The organism is Mesorhizobium sp. M1217 (genome assembly GCF_040318275.1).
Lineage (GTDB): Bacteria > Pseudomonadota > Alphaproteobacteria > Rhizobiales > Rhizobiaceae > Mesorhizobium.
This window is the reverse complement of the sequence record NZ_JAMYMA010000005.1, coordinates 263282-284979: the sequence shown is the minus strand read 5'-3', so window position 1 is coordinate 284979 and position 21698 is coordinate 263282. Positions and strand designations below refer to the sequence as shown.

The 21698-nt window shown below is 60.8% G+C and carries 18 protein-coding genes; 7 read left to right on the top strand and 11 right to left on the bottom strand.

The features are described from left to right. Positions 1–316 precede the first annotated feature (316 nt). Complete coding sequence (locus NKH37_RS10960) at positions 317–1018, bottom strand: phosphatase PAP2 family protein (RefSeq protein ID WP_023718877.1); 702 nt, start codon at positions 1016–1018, stop codon at positions 317–319. A gap of 14 nt (positions 1019–1032) precedes the next feature. Then, the gene (locus NKH37_RS10955; protein WP_023718878.1) at positions 1033–1371 is read right to left on the bottom strand and encodes a hypothetical protein; all 339 of its coding nucleotides are present in this window, start codon (positions 1369–1371) and stop codon (positions 1033–1035) included. A gap of 203 nt (positions 1372–1574) precedes the next feature. Between NKH37_RS10955 and NKH37_RS10950 the strand changes: the two genes are divergently transcribed. Then, positions 1575–3566, top strand: a complete 1992-nt coding sequence (locus NKH37_RS10950) for a PhoX family protein (protein ID WP_352481384.1) — start codon at positions 1575–1577, stop codon at positions 3564–3566. 101 nt (positions 3567–3667) lie between these two features. On the opposite strand, the gene NKH37_RS10945 is transcribed toward NKH37_RS10950, so the two are convergent. The 4 genes from NKH37_RS10945 to NKH37_RS10930 all read right to left on the bottom strand — a co-directional run bounded on the left by NKH37_RS10945 (position 3668) and on the right by NKH37_RS10930 (position 6676). Continuing rightward, a complete protein-coding gene (locus NKH37_RS10945) occupies positions 3668–4348 on the bottom strand; it encodes a GNAT family N-acetyltransferase (protein ID WP_352592336.1) in 681 nt (226 codons plus the stop codon). Continuing rightward, the gene (locus NKH37_RS10940; protein WP_352815867.1) at positions 4345–4836 is read right to left on the bottom strand and encodes a MarR family winged helix-turn-helix transcriptional regulator; all 492 of its coding nucleotides are present in this window, start codon (positions 4834–4836) and stop codon (positions 4345–4347) included. Before NKH37_RS10940 ends, NKH37_RS10945 begins: the two co-directional genes overlap by 4 nt. A 137-nt stretch (positions 4837–4973) precedes the next feature. After that, on the bottom strand, positions 4974–5735 hold the full coding sequence (locus tag NKH37_RS10935) for an ABC transporter permease (protein ID WP_023718882.1): 762 nt from the start codon (positions 5733–5735) through the stop codon (positions 4974–4976). 14 nt (positions 5736–5749) lie between these two features. Further along, positions 5750–6676, bottom strand: a complete 927-nt coding sequence (locus tag NKH37_RS10930) for an ABC transporter ATP-binding protein (protein ID WP_023718883.1) — start codon at positions 6674–6676, stop codon at positions 5750–5752. Between the two features lie 263 nt (positions 6677–6939). Here NKH37_RS10930 and NKH37_RS10925 point away from each other — a divergent pair, with 263 nt between their 5' ends. From NKH37_RS10925 to NKH37_RS10910, 4 genes are all read left to right on the top strand, one after another. Continuing rightward, the gene (locus NKH37_RS10925) at positions 6940–8313 is read left to right on the top strand and encodes a cytochrome ubiquinol oxidase subunit I (protein ID WP_352895372.1); all 1374 of its coding nucleotides are present in this window, start codon (positions 6940–6942) and stop codon (positions 8311–8313) included. Further along, a complete protein-coding gene (locus NKH37_RS10920) occupies positions 8310–9314 on the top strand; it encodes a cytochrome d ubiquinol oxidase subunit II (protein WP_352717213.1) in 1005 nt (334 codons plus the stop codon). The genes NKH37_RS10925 and NKH37_RS10920 overlap by 4 nt, the downstream gene beginning before the upstream one ends. 101 nt (positions 9315–9415) lie before the next feature. Beyond that, the gene (locus tag NKH37_RS10915; RefSeq protein WP_353041000.1) at positions 9416–10084 is read left to right on the top strand and encodes a hypothetical protein; all 669 of its coding nucleotides are present in this window, start codon (positions 9416–9418) and stop codon (positions 10082–10084) included. After that, positions 9988–11946: a mechanosensitive ion channel family protein gene (locus tag NKH37_RS10910; protein WP_353040998.1), complete on the top strand. Its 1959-nt coding sequence runs from the start codon at positions 9988–9990 to the stop codon at positions 11944–11946. The genes NKH37_RS10915 and NKH37_RS10910 overlap by 97 nt, the downstream gene beginning before the upstream one ends. A gap of 228 nt (positions 11947–12174) precedes the next feature. Here the strand turns inward: NKH37_RS10910 and msrA are convergent, their stop codons facing one another. The 4 genes from msrA to NKH37_RS10890 form a co-directional block, all read right to left on the bottom strand. After that, positions 12175–12903: a peptide-methionine (S)-S-oxide reductase MsrA gene (gene msrA / locus NKH37_RS10905; protein WP_353006080.1), complete on the bottom strand. Its 729-nt coding sequence runs from the start codon at positions 12901–12903 to the stop codon at positions 12175–12177. Between the two features lie 77 nt (positions 12904–12980). Then, on the bottom strand, positions 12981–13283 hold the full coding sequence (locus NKH37_RS10900) for a hypothetical protein (RefSeq protein WP_353006081.1): 303 nt from the start codon (positions 13281–13283) through the stop codon (positions 12981–12983). A 78-nt stretch (positions 13284–13361) separates the two neighbouring features. Further along, positions 13362–14087, bottom strand: coding sequence for a DUF1223 domain-containing protein (locus tag NKH37_RS10895; RefSeq protein ID WP_353006082.1), 726 nt, complete (start codon positions 14085–14087; stop codon positions 13362–13364). A 374-nt stretch (positions 14088–14461) separates the two neighbouring features. Beyond that, positions 14462–15514 (bottom strand): TadE/TadG family type IV pilus assembly protein, encoded by a 1053-nt coding sequence (locus tag NKH37_RS10890; protein ID WP_352848307.1) that lies wholly within the window; start codon positions 15512–15514, stop codon positions 14462–14464. A gap of 159 nt (positions 15515–15673) precedes the next feature. Here NKH37_RS10890 and lepA point away from each other — a divergent pair, with 159 nt between their 5' ends. Then, positions 15674–17479 carry a translation elongation factor 4 gene (gene lepA, locus NKH37_RS10885; protein WP_023718891.1) on the top strand — a complete coding sequence of 602 codons (1806 nt, stop codon included), beginning with the start codon at positions 15674–15676 and terminating at the stop codon, positions 17477–17479. On the opposite strand, the gene NKH37_RS10880 is transcribed toward lepA, so the two are convergent. Next, a complete protein-coding gene (locus NKH37_RS10880) occupies positions 17476–20400 on the bottom strand; it encodes an HD domain-containing protein (protein ID WP_353040996.1) in 2925 nt (974 codons plus the stop codon). The two genes, lepA and NKH37_RS10880, sit on opposite strands and share 4 nt — an antisense overlap. Positions 20401–20812: 412 nt before the next feature. On the opposite strand from NKH37_RS10880, the gene NKH37_RS10875 reads away from it, so the two are divergent. Beyond that, entirely contained in the window at positions 20813–21184 is a 372-nt protein-coding gene (locus NKH37_RS10875; RefSeq protein WP_353006088.1) for a hypothetical protein, read from the top strand. Positions 21185–21698 lie beyond the last annotated feature (514 nt).

Sequence of the window (21698 nt, the reverse complement as noted above, 5' to 3'; positions counted from 1 at the left end):
GCCATAACCCCCGTCTGAGTCTGCGATATCACGTGTAATACCTTCATTATGATGGTTCAAGCATCATCTTGCATATGTGAAACATGCAGCACTCTTTGCCAGCCGATGCGCTAGCATGCTACAATTTCGGCATCGTTTGGCGGGACATCCATTGCGATCCCGATTTCACAGGCAACGACTCAAAAAGGATGAGCAGGTGAAGATATTCAATGCGTTGGCGACCTCGACAGCCTTGCTGTCGATGGTTTTCCTGCTGGCAGGCTGCGGTCATGGCCTGATCAACAGGCTGATTTGACCGCAAATCGACTGACATGAGTCAGGTGCCGCCGGCCCGCCCGAGCCATCGCTGCAGGAACCGGGCCGCAAGCCAGCACAGCATCGCCCAGGCAAAGCCGGCGCACCAGCCGGCCAATACGTCGGAGGGCCAGTGGACGCCGAGATAGATGCGGCTGATGCCGACCACCACCGTCGTCAGCACCGCCAGACCGAGCACATAGATCTTCGTTGTCCGCCCGGGCAAAAACCGCGCCGCCATGCTGCCCAGCGTCAAATATGTCACCGCCGACAGCATGGCGTGGCCGCTCGGAAACGAAAGTGATGCCACGTCGGCGAGATGCGAGACCAGATCGGGGCGCGGCCGATCTATATCGAACTTGAGCACGCTTGACAGGACCTGGCCGCCCGCTACCGCGATGAACATGAGAAGCGCCGCGCCTGGCCTGCGGATGAGGAGCAGATAGACGATCATTGCTGCCGTGATCAGCACCAACACGCTGGCGCTGCCGAGGCTGGTGATGTCGCGCATCGCTCCTTCCAGCCACGCCGGTCCGATCGGATTGTCGGGTTGGCCGGCCTTGCGGAAGGCAAGCAGGATTTCGGTATCGAAGGCATGCGGCGTAGTGGCCCGCGCCATCTCCATTAGCTCCTCGAACCCCCACAGCCCGCCGGCAATGATCAGCCCGGCCAGCAGAACCGGGAACTCCAGCCAGTTGCGCAGTCTGCTTGCGGTCTTCTTCATCGGCCCGATCGCAGTTACAGCCTTTGCAGATAGGGTCCGAGCGTGATCAGCGCCACAGCTGCGATGGCAAGCACGATGCCGGTCGCCTGCAAGGCATTGACGCGCTCGCCGAAGAAGACCAGCGCCACCACATTCACCGACACCAGCTGGATCACCGCTGACAGGCTGAACGACACCGACATGCCGAATTCACGGATCAGCCTCAGCATGATCAGATTGCCGAGCGAATAGAGCGCCAACGTCAGCACGATCTTGCCAAAGCTCGGCGCCAGTCCCCATTGCTTCGCCGCCGTCGCCGCAAGCAGGAAGATCACTGTCGAAATGCAGAGCTGCCCAAGTCCCCAGAAACTCACTTTTTGCTCCTCCCGATGCGGTCCTTGCGCGCCTGCCGCAGCTCTTGTTTCCGAAGCGCCGGTCGCGGTCAAGCGGGGCTGATGTTGGGCACGAAATCGCAGATGGCAATTAGCCGGCATGTCATCAAACTGTGACCTGCCGGCGATACCGGATTGGCCAGGCAACACGCTCCAGCAATCCATCCAGCCAGAGGCAGGCCCCTATGACCGAACATCGCACCCCTGACGCCCATTTCCGCACCAGCCTGCTCGAGGAAAACGATGGGCCAGGAGCCAATCCCAGCGACAACCGCACCATGGGTGAGATCATCGCCGCGCGGTTCTCGCGCCGCGGCTTCCTCAAGGGCTCGCTTGCCGTCTCGGCCATAGCCGCTACCGTCAGCCCGCTGGCGCTGATCACCGCCGACAACGCCCGCGCCGCCGAAGGCTCCGCCTTCGCTTTCGACGAGCTCGAGGCCGGCATCGACGACAAGCATCACGTTGCACCCGGTTATGACGCCGACGTGCTGCTGCGCTGGGGCGATCCGCTGTTCGCCGATTCGCCGGAATTCGATCCGACAAAACAGTCGGCGGAAGCCCAGGCCAGACAATTCGGCTACAACAATGACTATGTCGGTTATATCCCGATCGACGGCTCGGCCGAGCACGGCCTGCTGGTGGTCAACCACGAATACACCAATCCGCACCTGATGTTTCCGGGCCTCGTCACCATCGTCGATGGCAAAGCCAAGCAGGCGCCTCTCAGCAAGGAACAAGTCGACGTCGAGATGGCCGCGCATGGCGGCACCATTGTCGAGATCCGCAAGGAAGCCGGCAAATGGCAGGTCGTTCGCGACGGCAAGCTCAACCGCCGCATCACCTCCAACACCGAGATCGCGCTGTCCGGCCCCGTCGCCGGCCACGACCGCGTCAAGACCAGCGCCGACCCGACCGGCACGAAAGTTGTCGGCACCGTCAACAATTGTGCCGGCGGCGTCACGCCGTGGGGCACCTATGTCATGGCCGAGGAGAACATCCACGGCTATTTCTCGGGCGAGCTGCCGCAAGGCCACAAGGAAGCGGCCAATTACAAGCGGCTCGGCATTCCCGAAGGTGCTTATGAATGGGCAGCGCATTACGACCGTTTCGACATCGGCAAAGAGCCGAACGAGCCGAACCGCTTTGGCTGGATCGTCGAGGTCGACGTCCAGGATCCGACTTCGGTGCCGAAGAAGCGCACCGCAATGGGCCGCTTCAAGCATGAGGGCGCCGAATCGATCGTCGCCAAGGATGGCCGTGTCGTCTTCTACCTCGGCGACGACGAGCGCTTCGACTATGTCTATAAGTTCGTCACCACAGGCAAGTTCAATCCGGACGACCGCGCCGCCAATATGGATTTGCTCGACGACGGCACCTTGCATGTCGCCAAGTTTGCCGACGACGGTTCGGTCGAATGGCTGCCGATCGTCTTCGGCCAAGGGCCGCTGACGGCGGAGAACGGCTTTGCCAGCCAGGCCGACGTGCTGATCGAGACGCGCCGCGCCGCCGACCTGCTCGGCGCCACCAAGATGGACCGCCCTGAAGACATCCAGCCCAATGCCGCCAACGGCAAGGTCTATGTCATGCTGACCAACAATTCGAAGCGCAAGGCCGATCAGGTCGACGCCGCCAACCCGCGTGCCGAAAATGCCTTTGGCCACATCATCGAGATCGTCGAGGACGGTGGCGATTTTGCCGCCACCAAGGGCAAGTGGGAGGTGCTCTTGAAATGCGGTGATCCCTCGGTTGCGGCAGTCGGCGCCACCTTCTCGACCGCAACCACGGCCAATGGCTGGTTCGGCATGCCGGACAATTGCGCGGTTGATTCGACCGGCCGCCTCTGGGTCGCCACCGACGGTCAGGGTCCGAAGGCCACTGGCCGCACCGACGGTCTGTGGGCGGTCGATACGGAAGGGCCGGCGCGGGCGACCTCAAAACTGTTCTTCCGCGTGCCGATCGGCGCCGAAATGTGTGGTCCCCTGTTTGCGCCGGACGACCAGACCGCTTTCGTTGCCGTCCAGCATCCAGGCGACGGTGGCGAGGACTGGGAGGCTTTCGGCCGTCCGTCCTACTATGAGGATTTGTCGACCCGCTGGCCCGACTTCAAGCCGGACATGCCGGTGCGGCCGGCGGTCGTTGCCATCACCAGGCAAGGTGGTGGCAAGATCGCGGTCTGACACGCAGCAAGGTCTTGCAGTCTCAAGGAAGGATTTCGGCGATACGAAATCCTTCCTTTCCGATACGGGATGCATCCATGCTGCGCATCATGCGCCGACTATCATTCGGTGCGCTGAACCACGGCCACATTCATTGTATTTCGCAACCTGAAGCCAATGGACTCGTACAATCTAATGGCCGTGGCGTTGCTGGCATAGGCGTGGAGATAGGGAACTTCGCCGCGTGCCACTATCCGGTTTGCCACGAATATTGACAACAGCTTGCCCAGGCCACCGCCGCGAAATTCCGGATGTGAGCACACCCCGCTGAGTTCGGTATAGCCAGGTTGCTTCATGCGCTCGCCGGCCATCGCCGCAAGTCTGCCCTCGATTTTCACACCCCAAAAATCGCCCAGGCTCAAGGCTTCGAGCGTGAATGGGCCAGGCTTGGTGACCAACGCCAGAGCCAGCATCTCAGCGGCGTCGTCTCGCGTCAGACGTTGCACGCGCTGGTCGGAGACGATCTGCAACGGCTGCTCGGCAATCATCTGAACCCCGGCTGCGGTCGACGTCGCGGAAAGCCCCGTGGGCAGAGCAATGGCGTCCGCTTGAAGCAGGATCACACTCTCGCCTGGGGAGACAAGCTTTTCAAGCGCCCGCAGGCTTTCCGCGTCGTCCGCGCCAGTGGCGGCGAAAGGAACAATCAACGGCCGATATCGCCTGGCGAGGTTTCCACCTTGCGCGAAGGCCTGATGTCGCGTCTGAAGCGCGCTCCAGATCGGGCGGTCAAGCAGGTGTTTCATTGCACGGCATCTCTCGGTTTTGGTGCACGACGGTCGAGAGGAGCCGCGGCGAGGCCGTCCTCGATGGCGGCCAACTGATCGAGAAGCGGCCCCGAAAGATCCGCGCACAGATCCGCGACGGCGTTCTCGATGCGCGACCAGACCTCGCGCTTTGCGACATCGACCAGCCGCCGGCCGTCCCTGGTGAGGGAGACGATCCTGCGCCGCTGGTCATCGATCGACGGACTGACCTCGAGCAATCCCAACTCGGCGAGAAGCGAGACGCTTCGCGTTACGCCTGGCTGCGCGATGCCAAGGGATTGCGCCAGTTCCCCGACAGGCAGGGGGCCGAGCCTGTCGAGCGCGGCCAGCAGTGGGTACTGGCTCGCCTGAACCGGAACATCCAGCCGGTCGAGAAGGCGCTGCGCCTCCGCTTGCAGTTGCTCGCCTATACGCTTCATCCTGCTGCCCAGGCACAGGAAGCCAAGCGATCGTACGACGTCTTCCATAGGCCAATCCGCCTCGCGATAAATCATAACATGATATATAACCAAACATGAAGGTCAAGGGGCTATCGTCGCAGGGGCTGCACTCAGTGCTGTTTCCGTTGATCGATAAGGCTGCTTTGCCTGGCAAGGCCAATCGATCAGTTGCGCAGCCGGTAGCCGGTTCTGAAGATCCAGGCGACGATCGCTATGCAGACAAGCAGGAAGACCACCGTCATGCCGAGGCTGACGCCGACCGAAACGTCGGATTTGCCGTAGAAGCTCCAGCGGAAGCCGCTAACCAGGTAGACCACCGGGTTGAACAGCGTCACCGTGCGCCAGATGCCGGGCAGCATGTTGATCGAATAGAAGCTGCCGCCGAGGAAGGTCAGCGGTGTGATGATCAGCAGCGGCACCAGCTGCAGCTGCTCGAAGCTTCTTGCCCAGATGCCGATGATGAAGCCGAACAGGCTGAAGGTCACGGCCGTCAGCACCAGGAAAGCGAGCATCCAGAACGGATGCTCGATCGTCAGCGGCACGAACAGCGAGGCCGTCGCCAAAATGATCAGGCCAAGCACGATCGACTTTGTCGCCGCACCTCCGACATAGGCGATGACGATCTCCAGATAGGACACCGGCGCCGACAGCAATTCGTAGATCGAGCCGACGAATTTCGGAAAGTAGATGGCGAAGGAGGCGTTGGAGATCGACTGCGTCAGCAGCGACAGCATGATCAGCCCCGGCACGATGAAGGCGCCGTAGCTGATGCCGTCGATCTCGGTGATGCGCGAGCCGATGGCCGAGCCGAAGACGACGAAATAGAGCGACGTCGAAATGACCGGCGAAACGATGCTCTGCAGCACAGTGCGAAGGGCGCGCGCCATCTCCACCCGATAAATCGCCCATACCGCATGAAGGTTCATGGCCGCGCGCGGGTTCATGCCTGTTTCCTCACCAGATTGACGAAGATCTCCTCGAGCGAGCTGTTTTCCGTATCGATGTCGCGGAACTGGATGCCGGCCGCCTCGAGCTCGCGGATCAGCGAGGCGACGCCCGGCCGTTCGCTCTGGTTGTCATAGGTATAGGTCAGCTGCCCGCCATCGGGCGAAAGCTCCAGCGCGTAGTGCGAAAAAGCATCGGGAACGGTGGCCAACGGGCTGCGCAGTTCCAGCACAAGCCGTTTGCGGCCAAGCTTGCGCATCAGCTCGGCCTTGTCCTCGACCAGCACGATCTCGCCGCGGTTGATGACGCCGACGCGATCGGCCATCGCCTCGGCTTCTTCGATGTAGTGCGTGGTCAGGATGATGGTGACGCCGTCTTCGCGCAGCCGGCGCACCATCGCCCACATGTCCTGGCGCAGCTCGACATCGACGCCGGCGGTCGGTTCGTCGAGGAACAGGATTCGCGGCTCGTGCGACAACGCCTTGGCGATCATCAGCCGGCGTTTCATGCCGCCGGACAGCGTGATCGCTTTGGCGTCCTTCTTGTCCCAGAGCGACAGGTCGCGCAGCACTTTTTCGACGAACGCCTTGTCCGCCGGCTTGCCGAACAGGCCGCGGCTGTAATTGACCGTCGCCCACACGCTCTCGAAGGCATCGATGGTCAGTTCCTGCGGCACCAGCCCGATCAGGCCGCGCGCAGCGCGGTAGTCGCGGTTGATGTCATGGCCGTCGACCGTGACGGTGCCCGACGAGCGGTTGACGATGCCGCAGACGATCGAGATCAGCGTCGTCTTGCCGGCGCCGTTCGGCCCCAGCAGCGCAAATATCTCGCCGCGCACGATATCGAGATTGATCTCCTTCAACGCCTTGAAGCCGGTGGCGTAGGTCTTCGTGACCCCGGAAATCGAGATGATCGGCTGCATGGCTGAAAACGGCTGCTTGAAACAGAGTTGTTGATTTAATCCGCTGAATGTCGGTGCGCAAATCCGGATGTCAATGGCGCTCCTGACAGTTCTGGACATCGAGGTTCGCCGGAATAGGCAACACCCGCCTGGTCGTCCAGCAAAATTCCACGCAAAAGCAGATTAACCGGCACTGCGGCGTTCCGCCTCGCGGCGGGACGCCGCTTTGACCGCCCGGCGCATGAAGCCTATCCTTGTACAAACAAGCAGCAGCTGGAGCCGCCATGGACCCGCTCATCCTGTCGCGCATACAGTTCGGCGCGAACATCTCGTTCCACATCCTGTTCCCGGCGATCACCATCGCGCTCGGCTGGGTGCTGCTGTTCTTCAAGCTCCGCTACAACGCGACAGGCGACTCCGCCTGGATGCGCGCTTATTTCACCTGGGTTAAGGTATTCGCGCTGTCCTTCGCCATGGGCGTGGTTTCCGGCGTCACCATGAGTTTTCAGTTCGGCACCAACTGGCCGGGCTATATGGAGACGGTCGGCAACATCGCCGGCCCGCTGCTGGCTTACGAGATCCTGACGGCCTTTTTCCTCGAGGCGGCGTTCCTCGGCATCATGCTGTTCGGCTTCCGCCGCGTCTCAAACCGCGTCCACACGCTGGCGACGGTGCTGGTAGCCGGCGGCACCACTCTGTCCGCCTTCTGGATCATCGCCCTCAATTCGTGGATGCAGACGCCGGCCGGCTTCGAAATTCGCGATGGTGTTGCGCACGCCACCGACTGGTGGGCCGTTGTCTTCAATCCGTCCATGCCCTACCGGCTCGTTCATATGCTGCTTGCTTCGGGGCTGACCGTCTCGTTCCTGATCGCTGGCCTGTCGGCGCTGCGCTATCTCTACGGCGATCGCTCGGAATCGATGTGGAAGGCGCTGCGCACCGGTGTCTTCGCCGCCGCGATCCTGATCCCGATCCAGATCTTTGCCGGCGACCAGCACGGCCTCAACACGCTTGAACATCAGCCGCAGAAGATCGCCGCCATGGAGGCCAACTGGAACACCGGTCCCAACGTGCCGCTGGTGCTGTTTGCGCTTCCCGACGAAGCGGCCAAGGAGAACAGGTTCGAGCTCACCATTCCCGACGGCGCCAGCCTCATCCTCAGGCACAGCGCCGGCGGCATCGTACCGGGGCTGAACGATTATGCCGGCAACCATCCTCCGGTGTTTCCGGTGTTCTGGGGCTTCCGCATCATGGTCGGCACCGGCCTGTTGATGCTCGCCGTCTCCTGGTCGGCGGCCTTCTTCCTCAAGCGCTGCCACAGCCTGCCTAAGCCGCTGGCGCTGGTCATGGTGCCGATGGCGCTGTCCGGCTGGCTGGCGACGCTGGCCGGCTGGTACACCACCGAGATCGGCCGCCAGCCCTGGCTGGTCACCGGCGTGCTGCGTACCGCCGATGCTGTCGGCCCGGTCGCCGGCAGCCATGTCGCGCTGTCGCTCGCGGTCTATCTCATCCTCTACGTGCTGCTGCTGATCGCCTATCTCGGCGTGTTGGTGCATCTGGCATTGAAGGCGGCGAAGGATGGTGACACCTCGCCGCTGCCGGGCGTCATGAACAGGCCGCTGTCGCAGCCGGTTGCGCAACCGGGAGAAACATCATGAGCTTCGACTGGCCGACCCTGTTGCCTCTGATCTTCGCCGGCCTGATGGGCCTAGCCATCCTGATCTACGTCATCCTCGACGGCTTCGATCTCGGCATCGGCATCCTGTTCGCCGCAGCCGAAGACACCGAACAGGATACGATGATCGCCGCCATCGGCCCGTTCTGGGACGCCAACGAGACCTGGCTGGTGCTGGCGGTCGGCCTGCTGCTGGTCGCCTTCCCATTGGCGCACGGCACCATCCTGACCGCGCTCTACATTCCGGTTTTCGTGCTGCTGGTCGGCTTGATCCTGCGCGGCGTCGCCTTCGATTTCCGCGCCAAAGTGCCGGCCGGCAGGAAGCACCGCTGGAACCGCATCTTCTTCCTCGGTTCGGTCATCGCGTCGCTGGCGCAGGGCTATATGCTCGGCGTCTATGTGCTCGGCCTCGACGTCGGCCCTGGCGGCATGGCTTTCGGGGCGCTGGTGGCGCTCTGCCTTGCCGCCGCCTACGCGGCGATGGGCGCGGCCTGGGTCATCTACAAGACGGAAGGCGACTTGCAGAAGAAAGCGGTGCTGTGGCTGCGCACGGCACTGGTGCTGACCGCGCTCGGCATGGTTGCAGTATCGCTGGCCACGCCCTTTGCCAGCGCGCGCATCTTCGACAAATGGTTCGTCTGGCCGGCCATGGTCTATTTGTCGCCGTTGCCGATCCTGTCGGCAGTGCTGTTCCTGTGGCTGTGGCGCCAGACCTTTCATCTGCCGAAGCCCGACGATCGCCACGCGCTGCTCCCGTTCCTGACATTGGCCGCGATCTTCACGCTTGGCTTTGCCGGGCTCGCCTGGTCGTTCTACCCCTTCGTCGTGCCCGACCGGCTGACCATCTGGCAGGCTGCTTCGGCACCCGAAAGCCTGGCCGTCATCCTGGTCGGGACAGTCGTCGTGCTGCCGATCATCATCTTCTATTCGTTCTTTGCCTACCGCGTGTTCGGCGGCAAGGCGACGGATCTGACCTATGACTGACCGGCTTCGCCGGCGCCGCCCGAAACAGAATATTCATCTTCAAGCGGAATAACCTTCTCTGGCCGGCCCAGCAGAATCGCCGGCAGAAGAAGGGCAACAGAATGACCCCCTTTTTTGCGGCGAGACAGGATCGGCTGTTGCTGATGCTGATCCGGACGGTCGCGCTGGTCGGCGCACTCGCGCTTGCAGGCCTGCTGCCGGCCATGTCGCAGGCGCATGCGCAGGACGCGGCCAGCTGGACCGGCGTGTGGGACACGAAATGGCGCGGCGGCGGCGCCCAGATCAAGTTCGAGCAGACCGGCGCCGACGTAAAGGGCGTCTACCCGCTTTACAGCGGCCGTATCGAGGCGAAGGCCGAAGGCGACAAGCTTGTCGGCCACTGGTTCGAAGGCGACCGCCAGGGCGCCTTCACCTTCGTCCAGTCGCCTGACGGCGAAAGCTTCATGGGCCGTTTCGATGTCGCCACCGCCGAATGGTGGACAGGCGTGCGCGTCAGCGCCGTCGAGGACGTCCGTGTCGACCAGTCGAGCCCGATGAGCACCATGCGCTCGTTCCTGCAGACGATGAACGAGAGCGGCGCCGACAACGTGCCGCGCGCGACCGGCGGCGGGGTCTTGCCGGTCTGGCAGCGGGCCTCGTCGACGTCACCGAGGCCGACCGCGGCGGCCTCAACATGCCCGATTACACCAAGCTCCTGTTCACCGTCATCGACAACGCGACGTTCCGCCTGTGGAGCCTGCCGCATGATACGATTGCCGGCGACGAGGTGACGGCGACGCTCCCGCAATATGGCACCAGGGTTTCCTTCGATCTCACCTTTCGCCGCAAGAATGGCGAGTGGTCTATCGTCGGGCCGCCACTTGGCCAGCTTCAGGCCAAGCTCGCCGAATTCCAGGAAGCGCGTGGCGAAGCCGTCGACATGGTCGACGATCCGAGCAGGCTCGCCTCGCCACGCGATACGTTCAAGGTACTGTTGAGCGGCCTCACCGAGGCCGGCGATCCGGCACAGGCGGCGCTCGACCTGCGCAACTACAGTCAGGCGGTGCGCGGCGACGAGGCGTTCCTGCTCGAGCGCTATCTCAAAAAGGTCATCGACCGCATCGGCTATGTCTACTGGCAGGAGATCCCCGACGACCCGAAGAGCAACACCCCCTTCATCTATTTCGAGCATCCCGCCGGCAACATCGTCATCGGCCCGGTCGAGACCGAGAAGGGCAAGATCTGGCAGTTCACGCCCGAGACGCTCGTCCACATCCGCGCGCTCTACGCCGACGTGGAAGACGTGCCGGTGGCGCCGGAGTTCGCTGCCTTCGCCAGCACCGACCCGTTCTTCATCGCCCGTGGCCTCGCCCGCGAGATCAGCCCCGGCCTGCTCACCCGCGCCGGACCGATGGAGCACTGGCAGTGGTGGATGCTCGGCCTTGCCGCAGTGGCCGGCATCGTTTTCGGCTTCATCGCCAATGCGCTGATTTCCTTGATTGTGCGAAGGACGGACAGCTCGGCCTTCTTCCGCATCGTCGAATGGGCGGTGCGTTCGATCGTGCTTGGGTTCTTCCTGCTGTTGACGCTGCGCCCGCTCGGTCTGCCGCAAGTGGTCGCCGCCCCGGTCAAGGCAATCGCCTGGAGCCTGATCGTGATCGGTGCCGTGCCGGTGGTCTGGCACCTGATCGGCAAGGTCGCCGAACACTATCGTGGACTGTGGCAAGTGCCCGGCTACCACGACACGCTGATTTCGCTGTCCACCGGCGTCGCGCGCGTCGCCGTGCTGGTCGTCGCCTTCCTGCTGTTGGCCGAAGTGCTCGCCATTCCCTACGAAGGCGTCATTGCTGGTCTCGGCATCGGCGGTCTGGCGGTGGCGCTGGCGGCGCAGCCGACGCTGCAGAACTTCCTCTCCGGCCTGACGCTCTATGCCGATCGGCCGGTCAGCGTCGGCGACTTCTGCAAGTTCGGCGACCAGTCCGGCACGATCGAGCATATCGGCATGCGCTCGACACGCATCCGGTCGCTCGACCGCACGATCATCTCGGTGCCGAATTCGGATTTCGCCGGCATGCAGATCGAGAACTACGCGCATCGCGACCGCACCCGGTTCGCGACGACGCTGCAGCTGCGCTACGAGACGACGCCCGATCAGCTGCGTTACGTCCTGGCCGAGCTGCGCAAGCTGCTGATCGCCCATCCGCGCGTCATCGACGAGCCATGCCGCGTGCGCTTTGCCGGCTTCGGCGCCTATTCGCTCGACATCGACGTGTTCACCTACGTCAAAACCGCCGACGTGGCCGAATTCCAAGCCATCCGCGAGGACATCCTGTTGTCCATGATCAACATCATGGATGATGCCGGCGCGCAGTTCGCCTTCCCTTCGTCACTGGAATACAGAGCCACCGATCTTGCGGTCGACGACGAAAAACGCATCGCCGCGGAGAAAAGGGTCAGCGATTGGCGCGAGGCGGAAAACCTGCCTTTCCCCGAGTTCAGCCAGATCGACAAATTTGCCCTCAACAACACGCTTGCCTACCCGCCTCGGGGCTCGGCGCATTATCGTGAGACAGAGCCCGACCCGGACTCGGCCGAGGCAAAGGCGACACTGGAGAAAGTGCGTTGGAGCCTGCCCTGGAAAAAGGGGAGGTAGTTTCGAGACGTTGGCGGGACAGCACCCCCCTCTGGCCTGCCGGCCATCTCCCCCGCAAGGGGGGAGATTAGCAGTTTCAGCGCTCCGCTCGTCCTGAACGTTGGAGATTTGGCGAAGGTCGAGGTGATAGCCGATCTCCCCCCTTGCGGGGGAGATGTCCGGCAGGACAGAGGGGGGTGCGAAGGATCGCCGACGCTTATTCTCCGTCGCGCCCGCCGGCGCAAAAAATCAGCTCTTGTTGGCGGCCAGCACCAGCACCGGCTTTTCGCTGTAGAGATTGGGGAACAGCCGCTTCAGATTCTCGACCTTGGGCAGATCATTGTAGACGATATAGGGATAGGTCGGGTTGAGCGTCAGGAAGTCCTGGTGATAGTCCTCGGCCGGATAGAAGGTCTTGCCGGTCTCCAGCGTCGTCACGATCGGCTTTGCAAACACCTTGGCCCTGTCGAGCTGGGCGATGTAGCTTTCGGCGATCTTTTTCTGCGTGTCGTTTTCGGCAAAAATCGTCGAGCGGTACTGGGTGCCGCTGTCCGGCCCCTGGTAGTTCAGCTGCGTCGGATTGTGCGCCACCGAGAAATACACCTGCAGCAACTGGCCATAGCTGACTTTGGATGGCTCGTAGGTGATCTCGACGGATTCGGCGTGGCCTGTCCGGCTGGTGCCGACCATTTCATAGACGGCCGTGTCCTTGTCGCCGCCCGCATAGCCGGAGACCGCGCTGGTTACGCCGTTGACGTGCTGGAACACGCCTTGGACGCCCCAGAAGCAGCCGCCGGCGAAGACCGCCTTTTCGGTCCCGGCGGTGGCCTTCTCGTCCATTGCCGGCGGCGGGATCACCACCGCGTCTTCGGCCGAGACTGCCGGTGTCTGCCAGAACACGGCAGCAGCAGCCGTGAGGATGAGCGCGGCAAGTGCTGCTTTTGCGAAAATCGACGATCGTTTCAGGGCTCCGGTCATGTCTGATCTCCCATGATGCTGGTGTGGATTATACGACGGATAGATCCGCCGGGCTCTCACATTGCTGTGCGCATCGCCTATTTGGCCGGAGCCATGGCATCGCAGGCCTTGGTCGCCTCTGCCTTCTTCATGGCGTCCGTCTCGGCGGCGGCCTTGTCCATGCAGTCGGCCTTCATCGGATCGCCCGCCTTCATCGCAGTTGTGGCCATTGCATCAGGCGCCATGGCGCCGGCCGGCTTCATGGCATCGGTTGCCGGCTTCATGGCGTTTATCGCCATCGCCGGCTTCATCGCATCTTCGGCCCGCGCCGCGCCTCCGGCGAACAGCGCCGTCGAGCAAAGTGCGAGGGCGAGTGCCGCCAGGGTCAGGTGATTGGTCATGGTGGTCTCCTTGGGTTATGGCAGGGTTGATCGCATGCGGCGGCGCCGCTGCGGCGTTGCGCAAATTCGGAACGGGTTCTAATTCGCAGCGGCACCGAGGATCGGCCCGCCGCCCGGCACCTGGACCAGCACCGCGGTGCTGAGGCCGCTTGCAGCGGCCGGCAACGGCAGCGCGGTGGCGTCGCCGGTCCAACTGCCCAGCCTGGTCAGCGAATGCACGACATTGGCGTGCGGCAGCGTGCGGCCGGTGTTTTCGCCGCGCGCCACCGGCACCTCGATGACGCCCTTGCCGTAACGCACCAGCCAGACATCGGCCTTGCCGCCGGGCACCGGACCGGCGCCGATGCTGACCTTTCCACCGGCGAGCGACAGCGAAGGTCCATCGGCGTGGCCGCCGCTCGAAATCAGCTGCTCGATCTCGCCCGGCCTGGCGCCGACCGCATCGGCCTTGCCGTTGACCACCACTTGCGGCGTGAACGGGCCGGAACGGCCGAGCGACGGTTCATAGCGGACCTGGCGCTGCGTGAATTCTTCTTTGCCGAATGTGTCCTTCCAACCGAGATAATCCCAGTAGGTGACGTTGAAGGACAGCGCCAGCACGCCGGGCCGGTCCTTGACCTTGATCAGATTGGCGTTGGCCGGCGGGCAGGACGAGCAGCCCTGGCTGGTGAACAGCTCGACGACGGTCAGCGTCTGGCCGGCAGCCGCGCTGGTTGCCGACAGCCCGATTGCCGAAAACAAAGCCGCCGAAAGCAGAGCTGGGGCAAGCCCGACAAGGGCCGTGCCGCGTTTCGATCCGGTCATCGCTGTTCTCCTGTGCGGTTCCATGCCCACACTTCGCCGCCGACACACGGTTCGTTACAGCATCACCGCTTCGTGATTGAGGAGAAGTCCAAGTTTTTCGTCTCAGGGATTGGCGAGAGCCGAGGCGACATCCGATCTCCCCCCTAGTGGGGGAGATGCCAAGTGGTGGCAAAGAGGGCAGGACAGAGGGGGGCGCCATAGAGCATCAGCTTAGGTGCAACTCTTGGACGCCGAGCGACGCCAACTCGATGCAAGGATGGGCCAAGCGGATTGGAGATTGCCAGATTTGCAAATTACGAGAGCCGCGGGACAGCGCCCCCCTCTGGCCTGCCGGCCATCTCCCCCACACGGGGGGAGATCGGCACGCGGCCCGGCTATTGTGTAAGCACAGTTTCCGAAGGCCGCTTGTTGAAGGCGCACTTGCCGGTCACCGTGTAGAAGAAGTCGGCATTCGAAATGGCTGCCGGTACGGGATTGCCGCCATCTTCCCAAGCCTGTTTGCTGCTCTGGCCGCATGGCACAAGCGTGAAGATATCGACGGTTTCTCCGTTCGCAATTTCGACGCCGTCGGCGTAAAGCCGGTTCGATGTCGCCGGATCGTTCGATTTGAGCACGGATGGATTGCCGGACGGCACATCCATCCGCAGGTACAGCTGGTCCATCTGGCTGACGTCGATCACCGCACCGGCACTCGTCGCGGGATACATCGTGCTGACGCAGGTGGTTGCGTATTTCCTGCCGTATGAGTCGGTCTGAGTGATCGTGGTTCTGGGTAAGCCGTAGAAGCTGAGCACTGTGGTGGTCGCGCATACTTGCTGCTGGACGAGCGTGGTCGTCGTTCCGTTGACCGTATACACGCTGGCCGTGCCGTAGCCCTTAGGATCGCCATAACCGTTGTATGTGTAGTCGATCTTCATCAGCTTGTTGGCAGTCGTCTCAGCGAATTTGGTGCCATAGAGCGTCATCGTCTTGTTCCAATAGCCCGAGATATTGTCGACCTTGAACGTGGCCTCCACCAATGCCGGCCGCTTTGTTACGGCCGACGCGACGCCGACCTGCACCGTGTTGATCTTGGCGATCTGCATGAAACTCGTCGGCATGGCGAAGCCAGCCGAAGCCTTGATGCTGGCAGTGCCGTCGGTGGCGACGACGAAGCTGTCGAGCTTGGCCGTGCCTTGCCCGCCATTGGCCAGGTATGACTCCTGCAGCTTCACCTGGCGGTCCGCCAGTGAGGTGTCCGTCGCAAGCGTCGTGATCGACAGCGACGCTGCATCGAGGGCGTTCTGCATCGATGCCCTGGTTGAAACCGCCGAGGTATAGTCGATGGAAAAACCCAATGCGGCAACCATCGGGATAAGCAAGATGGCGAGCATCGGCGCGAACGAGCCGCTCACCGATGTGAGAAATTTGCGTGCTGACAGCGGCATTCCGATCCCCCGAAACGGCGATAGGCCAGTGGGGCTATCACGCCGGGTGCGAACTATGCTCTAATCTCATGGATCAAAGTTTAACGACTTTGCCGCGCCGCCGCCGCACCCGCGCCCCGCCGCTTGCCGATGTACCGTGCCCCTGCTAAAGCGCGCCGCATGACCACGCCGATCAAGAACATCCGCAATTTCTCCATCGTTGCCCATATCGACCATGGCAAATCCACGCTTGCCGACCGGCTGATCCAGTCGACCGGCGGCCTGGAGCTGCGCGACATGAAGGAGCAGGTGCTGGACTCGATGGACATCGAGCGCGAGCGCGGCATCACCATCAAGGCGCAGACGGTGCGGCTGAAGTACCGCGCCAACAATGGGCAGGACTATATCCTTAACCTCATCGACACGCCCGGCCATGTCGACTTCGCCTATGAAGTGTCGCGCTCGCTCGCCGCCTGCGAAGGTTCGCTGCTGGTCGTCGATGCCTCGCAGGGCGTCGAAGCGCAGACGCTGGCCAATGTCTACCAGGCGATCGACAACAACCACGAGATCGTCGTGGTGCTGAACAAGGTCGACCTGCCCGCCGCCGAGCCCGAGCGCATCCGCGAACAGGTCGAGGAGGTGATCGGCATCGACGCCTCCAACGCCGTGCTGATCTCGGCCAAGACCGGGCTAGGCATTCCCGATGTGCTCGAAGCCATCGTCAACGATCTGCCGCCGCCGCGCGAGGGCGACATCGCGGCACCCCTGAAGGCGATGCTGGTCGACTCTTGGTACGACGCCTATCTCGGCGTCATCGTGCTGGTGCGCATCATCGACGGCGTGCTGAAAAAGGGCCAGACCATCCGCATGATGGGCACCGGCGCCAGATACCTGGTCGAGCGCACCGGGGTCTTCACGCCCGCCCGCATCAATGTCGACGAGCTCGGTCCCGGCGAGTTCGGCTTCTTCACCGGCTCGATCAAGGAAGTCGCCGACACCCGCGTCGGCGACACCATCACCGAGGACAAGCGCCCGACGGCACAAGCCCTGCCCGGCTTCAAGCCGGCGCAGCCGGTGGTGTTCTGCGGCCTGTTCCCGGTCGATGCCGCCGATTTCGAAGACCTGCGCGCCGCCGTCGGCAAACTGCGCCTCAACGACGCGTCCTTCTCGTTCGAAATGGAAACCAGTGCCGCACTCGGCTTTGGCTATCGCTGCGGCTTCCTCGGCCTGTTGCATCTCGAAATCATCCAGGAGCGGCTGGAGCGCGAGTTCAACCTCGACCTCATCGCCACCGCGCCGAGCGTCGTCTACCGCCTGCTGTTGAACGACGGCACGGTCAAGGAACTCCACAACCCGGCCGACATGCCCGACGTGGTCAAGATCTCCGCCATCGAGGAGCCATGGATCCGCGCCACGATCCTCACCCCCGACGACTATCTCGGCGGCATCCTGAAGCTATGCCAGGACCGGCGCGGCATCCAGGCCGACCTGTCCTATGTCGGCAAGCGCGCCATGCTGATATACGATTTGCCGCTCAACGAGGTGGTCTTCGACTTCTACGATCGGCTGAAGTCGATCTCCAAGGGCTACGCCTCCTTCGACTATCATTTGACCGACTACAAGGAAGGCGACTTGGTCAAGATGTCGATCCTGGTCAATGAGGAGCCGGTCGACGCGCTGTCGATGCTGGTCCACCGCACGGCGGCGGAAAAGCGCGGCCGCCAGATGTGCGAGAAGCTGAAGGAGCTGATCCCGCACCATCTGTTCAAGATCCCGATCCAGGCCGCGATCGGCGGCAAGGTCATCGCCCGCGAGACCATCTCGGCGCTGCGCAAGGATGTCACCGCCAAATGCTACGGCGGCGACGTCTCACGCAAACGCAAGCTGCTCGACAAGCAGAAAGAGGGCAAGAAGCGGATGCGGCAGTTCGGCAAGGTCGATATCCCGCAGGAGGCGTTTATCCAGGCGCTGAAGATGGGGGATTAAACCTGAAACTTGTTTCTGTCAGCATATTGGTCGAGATTCGCCTGAACTAGCTTTGGGACTTTCTTGTAAGCGTTGGCGAGTAAGTTATTTCTATCGGTCAGGCCGAACGGTATCATAGGCGTCTCCAGTATATCCATCCAGCGATCCGCCAACAGGCTCCTATTTTCACGGCTTGTAGGCGGCTTCAAGTCAACTTCCATTAGTATCATTGCTTGCCCAGACTCCGCAGTCCACAACTTTTCAGCCACCGCGTAAGCGATTGTTGCGCCTTGGACGTCTTTGATACTCTCCCCCCAGGCTTGTATAGTAGGGTCAAAATACTTCAACGCCTTCAAAGCCTTCAGGACATCTTTGCCGGGAGAAAGAGACTCTACCTTCTTACGAACATAGGGCGGAACCAAGACACGGCTGAAAACACTAGTGCAGCCCGGAACCGTGTGCATGTAGATCACTGCGTCCTTCAATAAGCTTTTTGTCCGGTTTCCCTGCCGAACTGCATCTGTTTCGTACTGGCCAAGCAATGTATGTTCATCAATGATATCAAGGCATATTCCACCCCAGTCCTCAAAACCTCGATCTGAGCCGAGTGCCAAAATAGCCTTTCCTGGGTTGAATTCTGCGATAACTGTAGAATCTTTTGGGACGAAGCCTTTATTCGTCAAAAACCAAAGCGCGCCCGCTCCCGTATGACCATACGGAGACGCCCGAGCGCCGCCATGAAATCGGCCAAACCACTCAAGGCTTCCGTCAGTAGGCGCGTTTATCAGAGTGTAAATGATAAAATCGTCTACTCGACAGCTTTTCAGCTTGATAATAAAGGGAGCCTTTTCGACTTTTACCTCAGATCTCTGAAGGTTTATGGGCAAAAGACCATCCCGATCATAGATGGACAAGTGGGGCATATCTAGAAAGAAATTAGCTGATGCTTGGATGGCGGGCCCCTCATATCGAGACTGAACCAGTATGCCGTTGCATAAAAATCTCCGTGGCGACGTCTCATAGGGCTTCCAAAAAACTGTAAAGTTCTCATCAGAGAATTTTCGCCATCCGTGGGCAAAATCATCGCCCTCAGACGGTACCATCTCGTTGATATTTACAGGTATCTCCTTGCCGCCATACATCCGAAGCAGCTTTGGATAGCGAGAAAAGTAGTGGCCCATAGGCTCGCCGTATAACGACAGGGGGTTGGGACGCCCCTCAGAAATCCCTCTCTTCAAAGAGGTTTTAGCAGCATCGCTCAGTTTAATTCGAATCCTTGTCCCAACCGGGGAGTTAATACGAGTAACATTGATAGAATCGGCATCAATAGACGCAATAAAGTGCAATCCCTGATTCTTGCCCAAGGAAATGTGCCTTGTCTCTACTTCGATCTCCTCGCCTAACAAGAAGGTGGCAAGTGCGCCGACTCCGAATCGACCACTCCGTATTACTTTCGAATGCCCTTTGTCATCTTCATGTAAAGCCTTCCATTGATCGCTACGGCGGAAGGATGCGCCGGCCTTAAGAAAATAGTTTACAACAACGTCGGCCGTCATCCCTACGCCTCGATCGGTTATCTCGAAAAAAGTCGGTTGAGACTTATCGTCTAGCTCGATCGAAATCTGCACGTCACTGGAGATTTCAAAGCGCTTGGTATCGTCGCCATTCTTTACGGCTTCCGGAAGGTCGTCAAACTCTCGTACCGCATCAACGGCATTTTGAATCAGTTCTCGAATGCCTACTCCGATATCGCCGCCATAAAGGGGGCCGATAAGCAAGTTCAAGAGATCGTTGTTAGCAGATGTGAAAGAAACATCGATTGGTAGGTAGTTTACTGCTGACGCAAAGTCGACGATGTTATCAATGTTAGACCGAACGCGGCGAATTCGTAAATTCAAGTTGCACAGTAGGTTGTGTTTTTGAAGCCCGTAAACCTCACCGAGTATTGCCCAAGATCTGTCCAACTCCGACTGAAGGTCGGAAAACCAAGAACGAAGTCGTATAAAGGAAGATACGTCTGGAGGGTTGGCGTTTACGACGATTGCTTCGGGGTCGCTGCCGCTGTTATTTATTTCGGTGACAGACTGATGAACTTTCCATTCCAAGTCTGACAGAGGGCTTTTAAATGAGACCACATCGGTGCGCTCTTTTGGAGCCCGCTGCGGTTGGATCTGAAAGAAGTCGGCAATACGCAGTAGAACCATCAGATAGGGAGCGCGCACGCGTCGAGGATCGACGCGATTGTGAAATTTTTTCTCCAGATAGGTTAAACACGGCCGTAGCTCCATGCCGTGACTGCGTGCGACTAATCCGGCCAACTCTGCAAGAAATCGCTGATGATCTGTATCGGCCTGACAAATGCGTATAAATTTGCCGGCTTTTGCGGGCATTCCAGTCAAAGCGATGTCATATGCCAGTCGTGGATGATGACGACGAAGGAACTCTCCCACCAGCAAATAGTCAAAGTCTTCCCAAGGTTGTTCCGCTGGGGGAGGGTGACGAACGGGGCGAAAATTTTCGCCAAAAATTGCGCGAAGCTTTCGTCCGTCGAATCGTGCCGCTTCACCCATAAAGTCTTGCCAAAGAGAATGCCACGATGCGTCCGAAAACTCGCCCGTAGGCACCATCGGATTTGCCTCGGATATCAGTGTCTGGAAGCCTTCTTTTGAAATGTGCATCCCGAAGTCGTGAAGTGCAGTGGCCACGCATAGGACGGCCGCATCTTCTGGAGTTAGAAGAGCTTTTGCTTCCTCTGTCATTAAACTCGTCGTCGTACTAAGTACGCTTTCTAAATGTGTTACATTGTGATCGGTGTATTCAGGAAAGAACTCCATTCGGCTAGAATTTATGTGAGACGAAATTGTGCCGACCGCCGTGGTAACGAAAGCCGAGAGCGAGTGGTCATTCTGATAGAGCGATGTCAAAGCAGCTGGAATTTTCATTATCGAATCGCCTTCGCTTTTGTTCTTCGCACGTTAGCAGCAGCGAGCAGTAAGCTCCATTCTGTCTCTATCAAGAAGAGACGGCATGCCATCTAATTATTTCTCACAGCTAGACTGAAACAGATATCCTGCTCGAAGTGGCCGGCTGTTCGGCTTCTTCATGTTGAAGAGGTTTTCTTACGGCAGAAGCAGCAGGGTGATGCTCCTGATGGCGGTGCTGGCAATTTGCTGTGTTGGGACCGGCCTTCATGGCGTACGGCGCGGCCGCGAAGCGGCCGGAGAGGGGGTCTTTTAGGAGCGCCGCGCCTTTAGCGACGCGCAAATGCCGCCACCCTCTTCCACCCATCCCGCCGCCATGCCATGCTCCCCACGCGGCCGGGCAGGCCGTTTCATTCCGGGGGGAATCATCATGTTGTCTTACGCTTCCGCGCGGCGCTTCGCCGTCGCGCTCTGTCTTGCCGCATCGTTTGCGCCGGCGGCTTATGCCGGCGACGTCACGTTCGAGATCAAGAACAGCCATGCCAACGCCATGCGCGTCGAACTGTACAGCCAGGACCGCGACCATGTCTGGCCGGGCAACAATCAGGATTATTATCTCAACGACGGCGAGACCAAGTCGATCCCGCTGTCCTGCAATGACGGCGAATCGATCTGCTACGGCGCCTGGGTCGATGGTGACGAGAATACCTATTGGGGTGTCGGCCCCGCCAACACCGAAAAATGCGACGATTGCTGCTACACCTGCAGCGGCGGCGAGACCGAGGAAATCGATCTGGTTCCGTGAGTTGCCTGTCTCCCTCTTGTTGGGGGCAATCGCGTATGGGCAAGTGCCCCCTCACCCGGATTGCCGACCGAATTGCGAAGGGCGGGGCAATCCGACCTCTCCCCGAAGGGAGAGGAGGTCGCCTGCGCCGGCGCCAGCCTCTTCTCCCCACCGGGGAGCAAGGTGGCCCGAAGGGCCGGGGGACCCCGTATGCGATTGCCTTACCCTTGTGGGCCAGGTGGTCGTACAGAGGCCATAGCAGCGGAGCGCCGTCCCGCCAACATCGGCCGGCAACACCGGAATTCAAAGCTGAAACAAAAAACCCGCCTCGGCGGGCGGGTCGTTGGAGCCAATTAGCGCCATACCCAGATTAGTAGCATAGCTGCCGGCACAAAGCAAGAACAAAATGTGGTGCGGCGGCAAAGAAATGCGGATTCCCTTCCCCTGCCGCCCGAGGTAGGTGCTCAAAGAGTTCGTGAGCTGGAGTTCCTTCGCGCCCCCCTCTGTCCTGCCGGACATCTCCCCCACGAGGGGG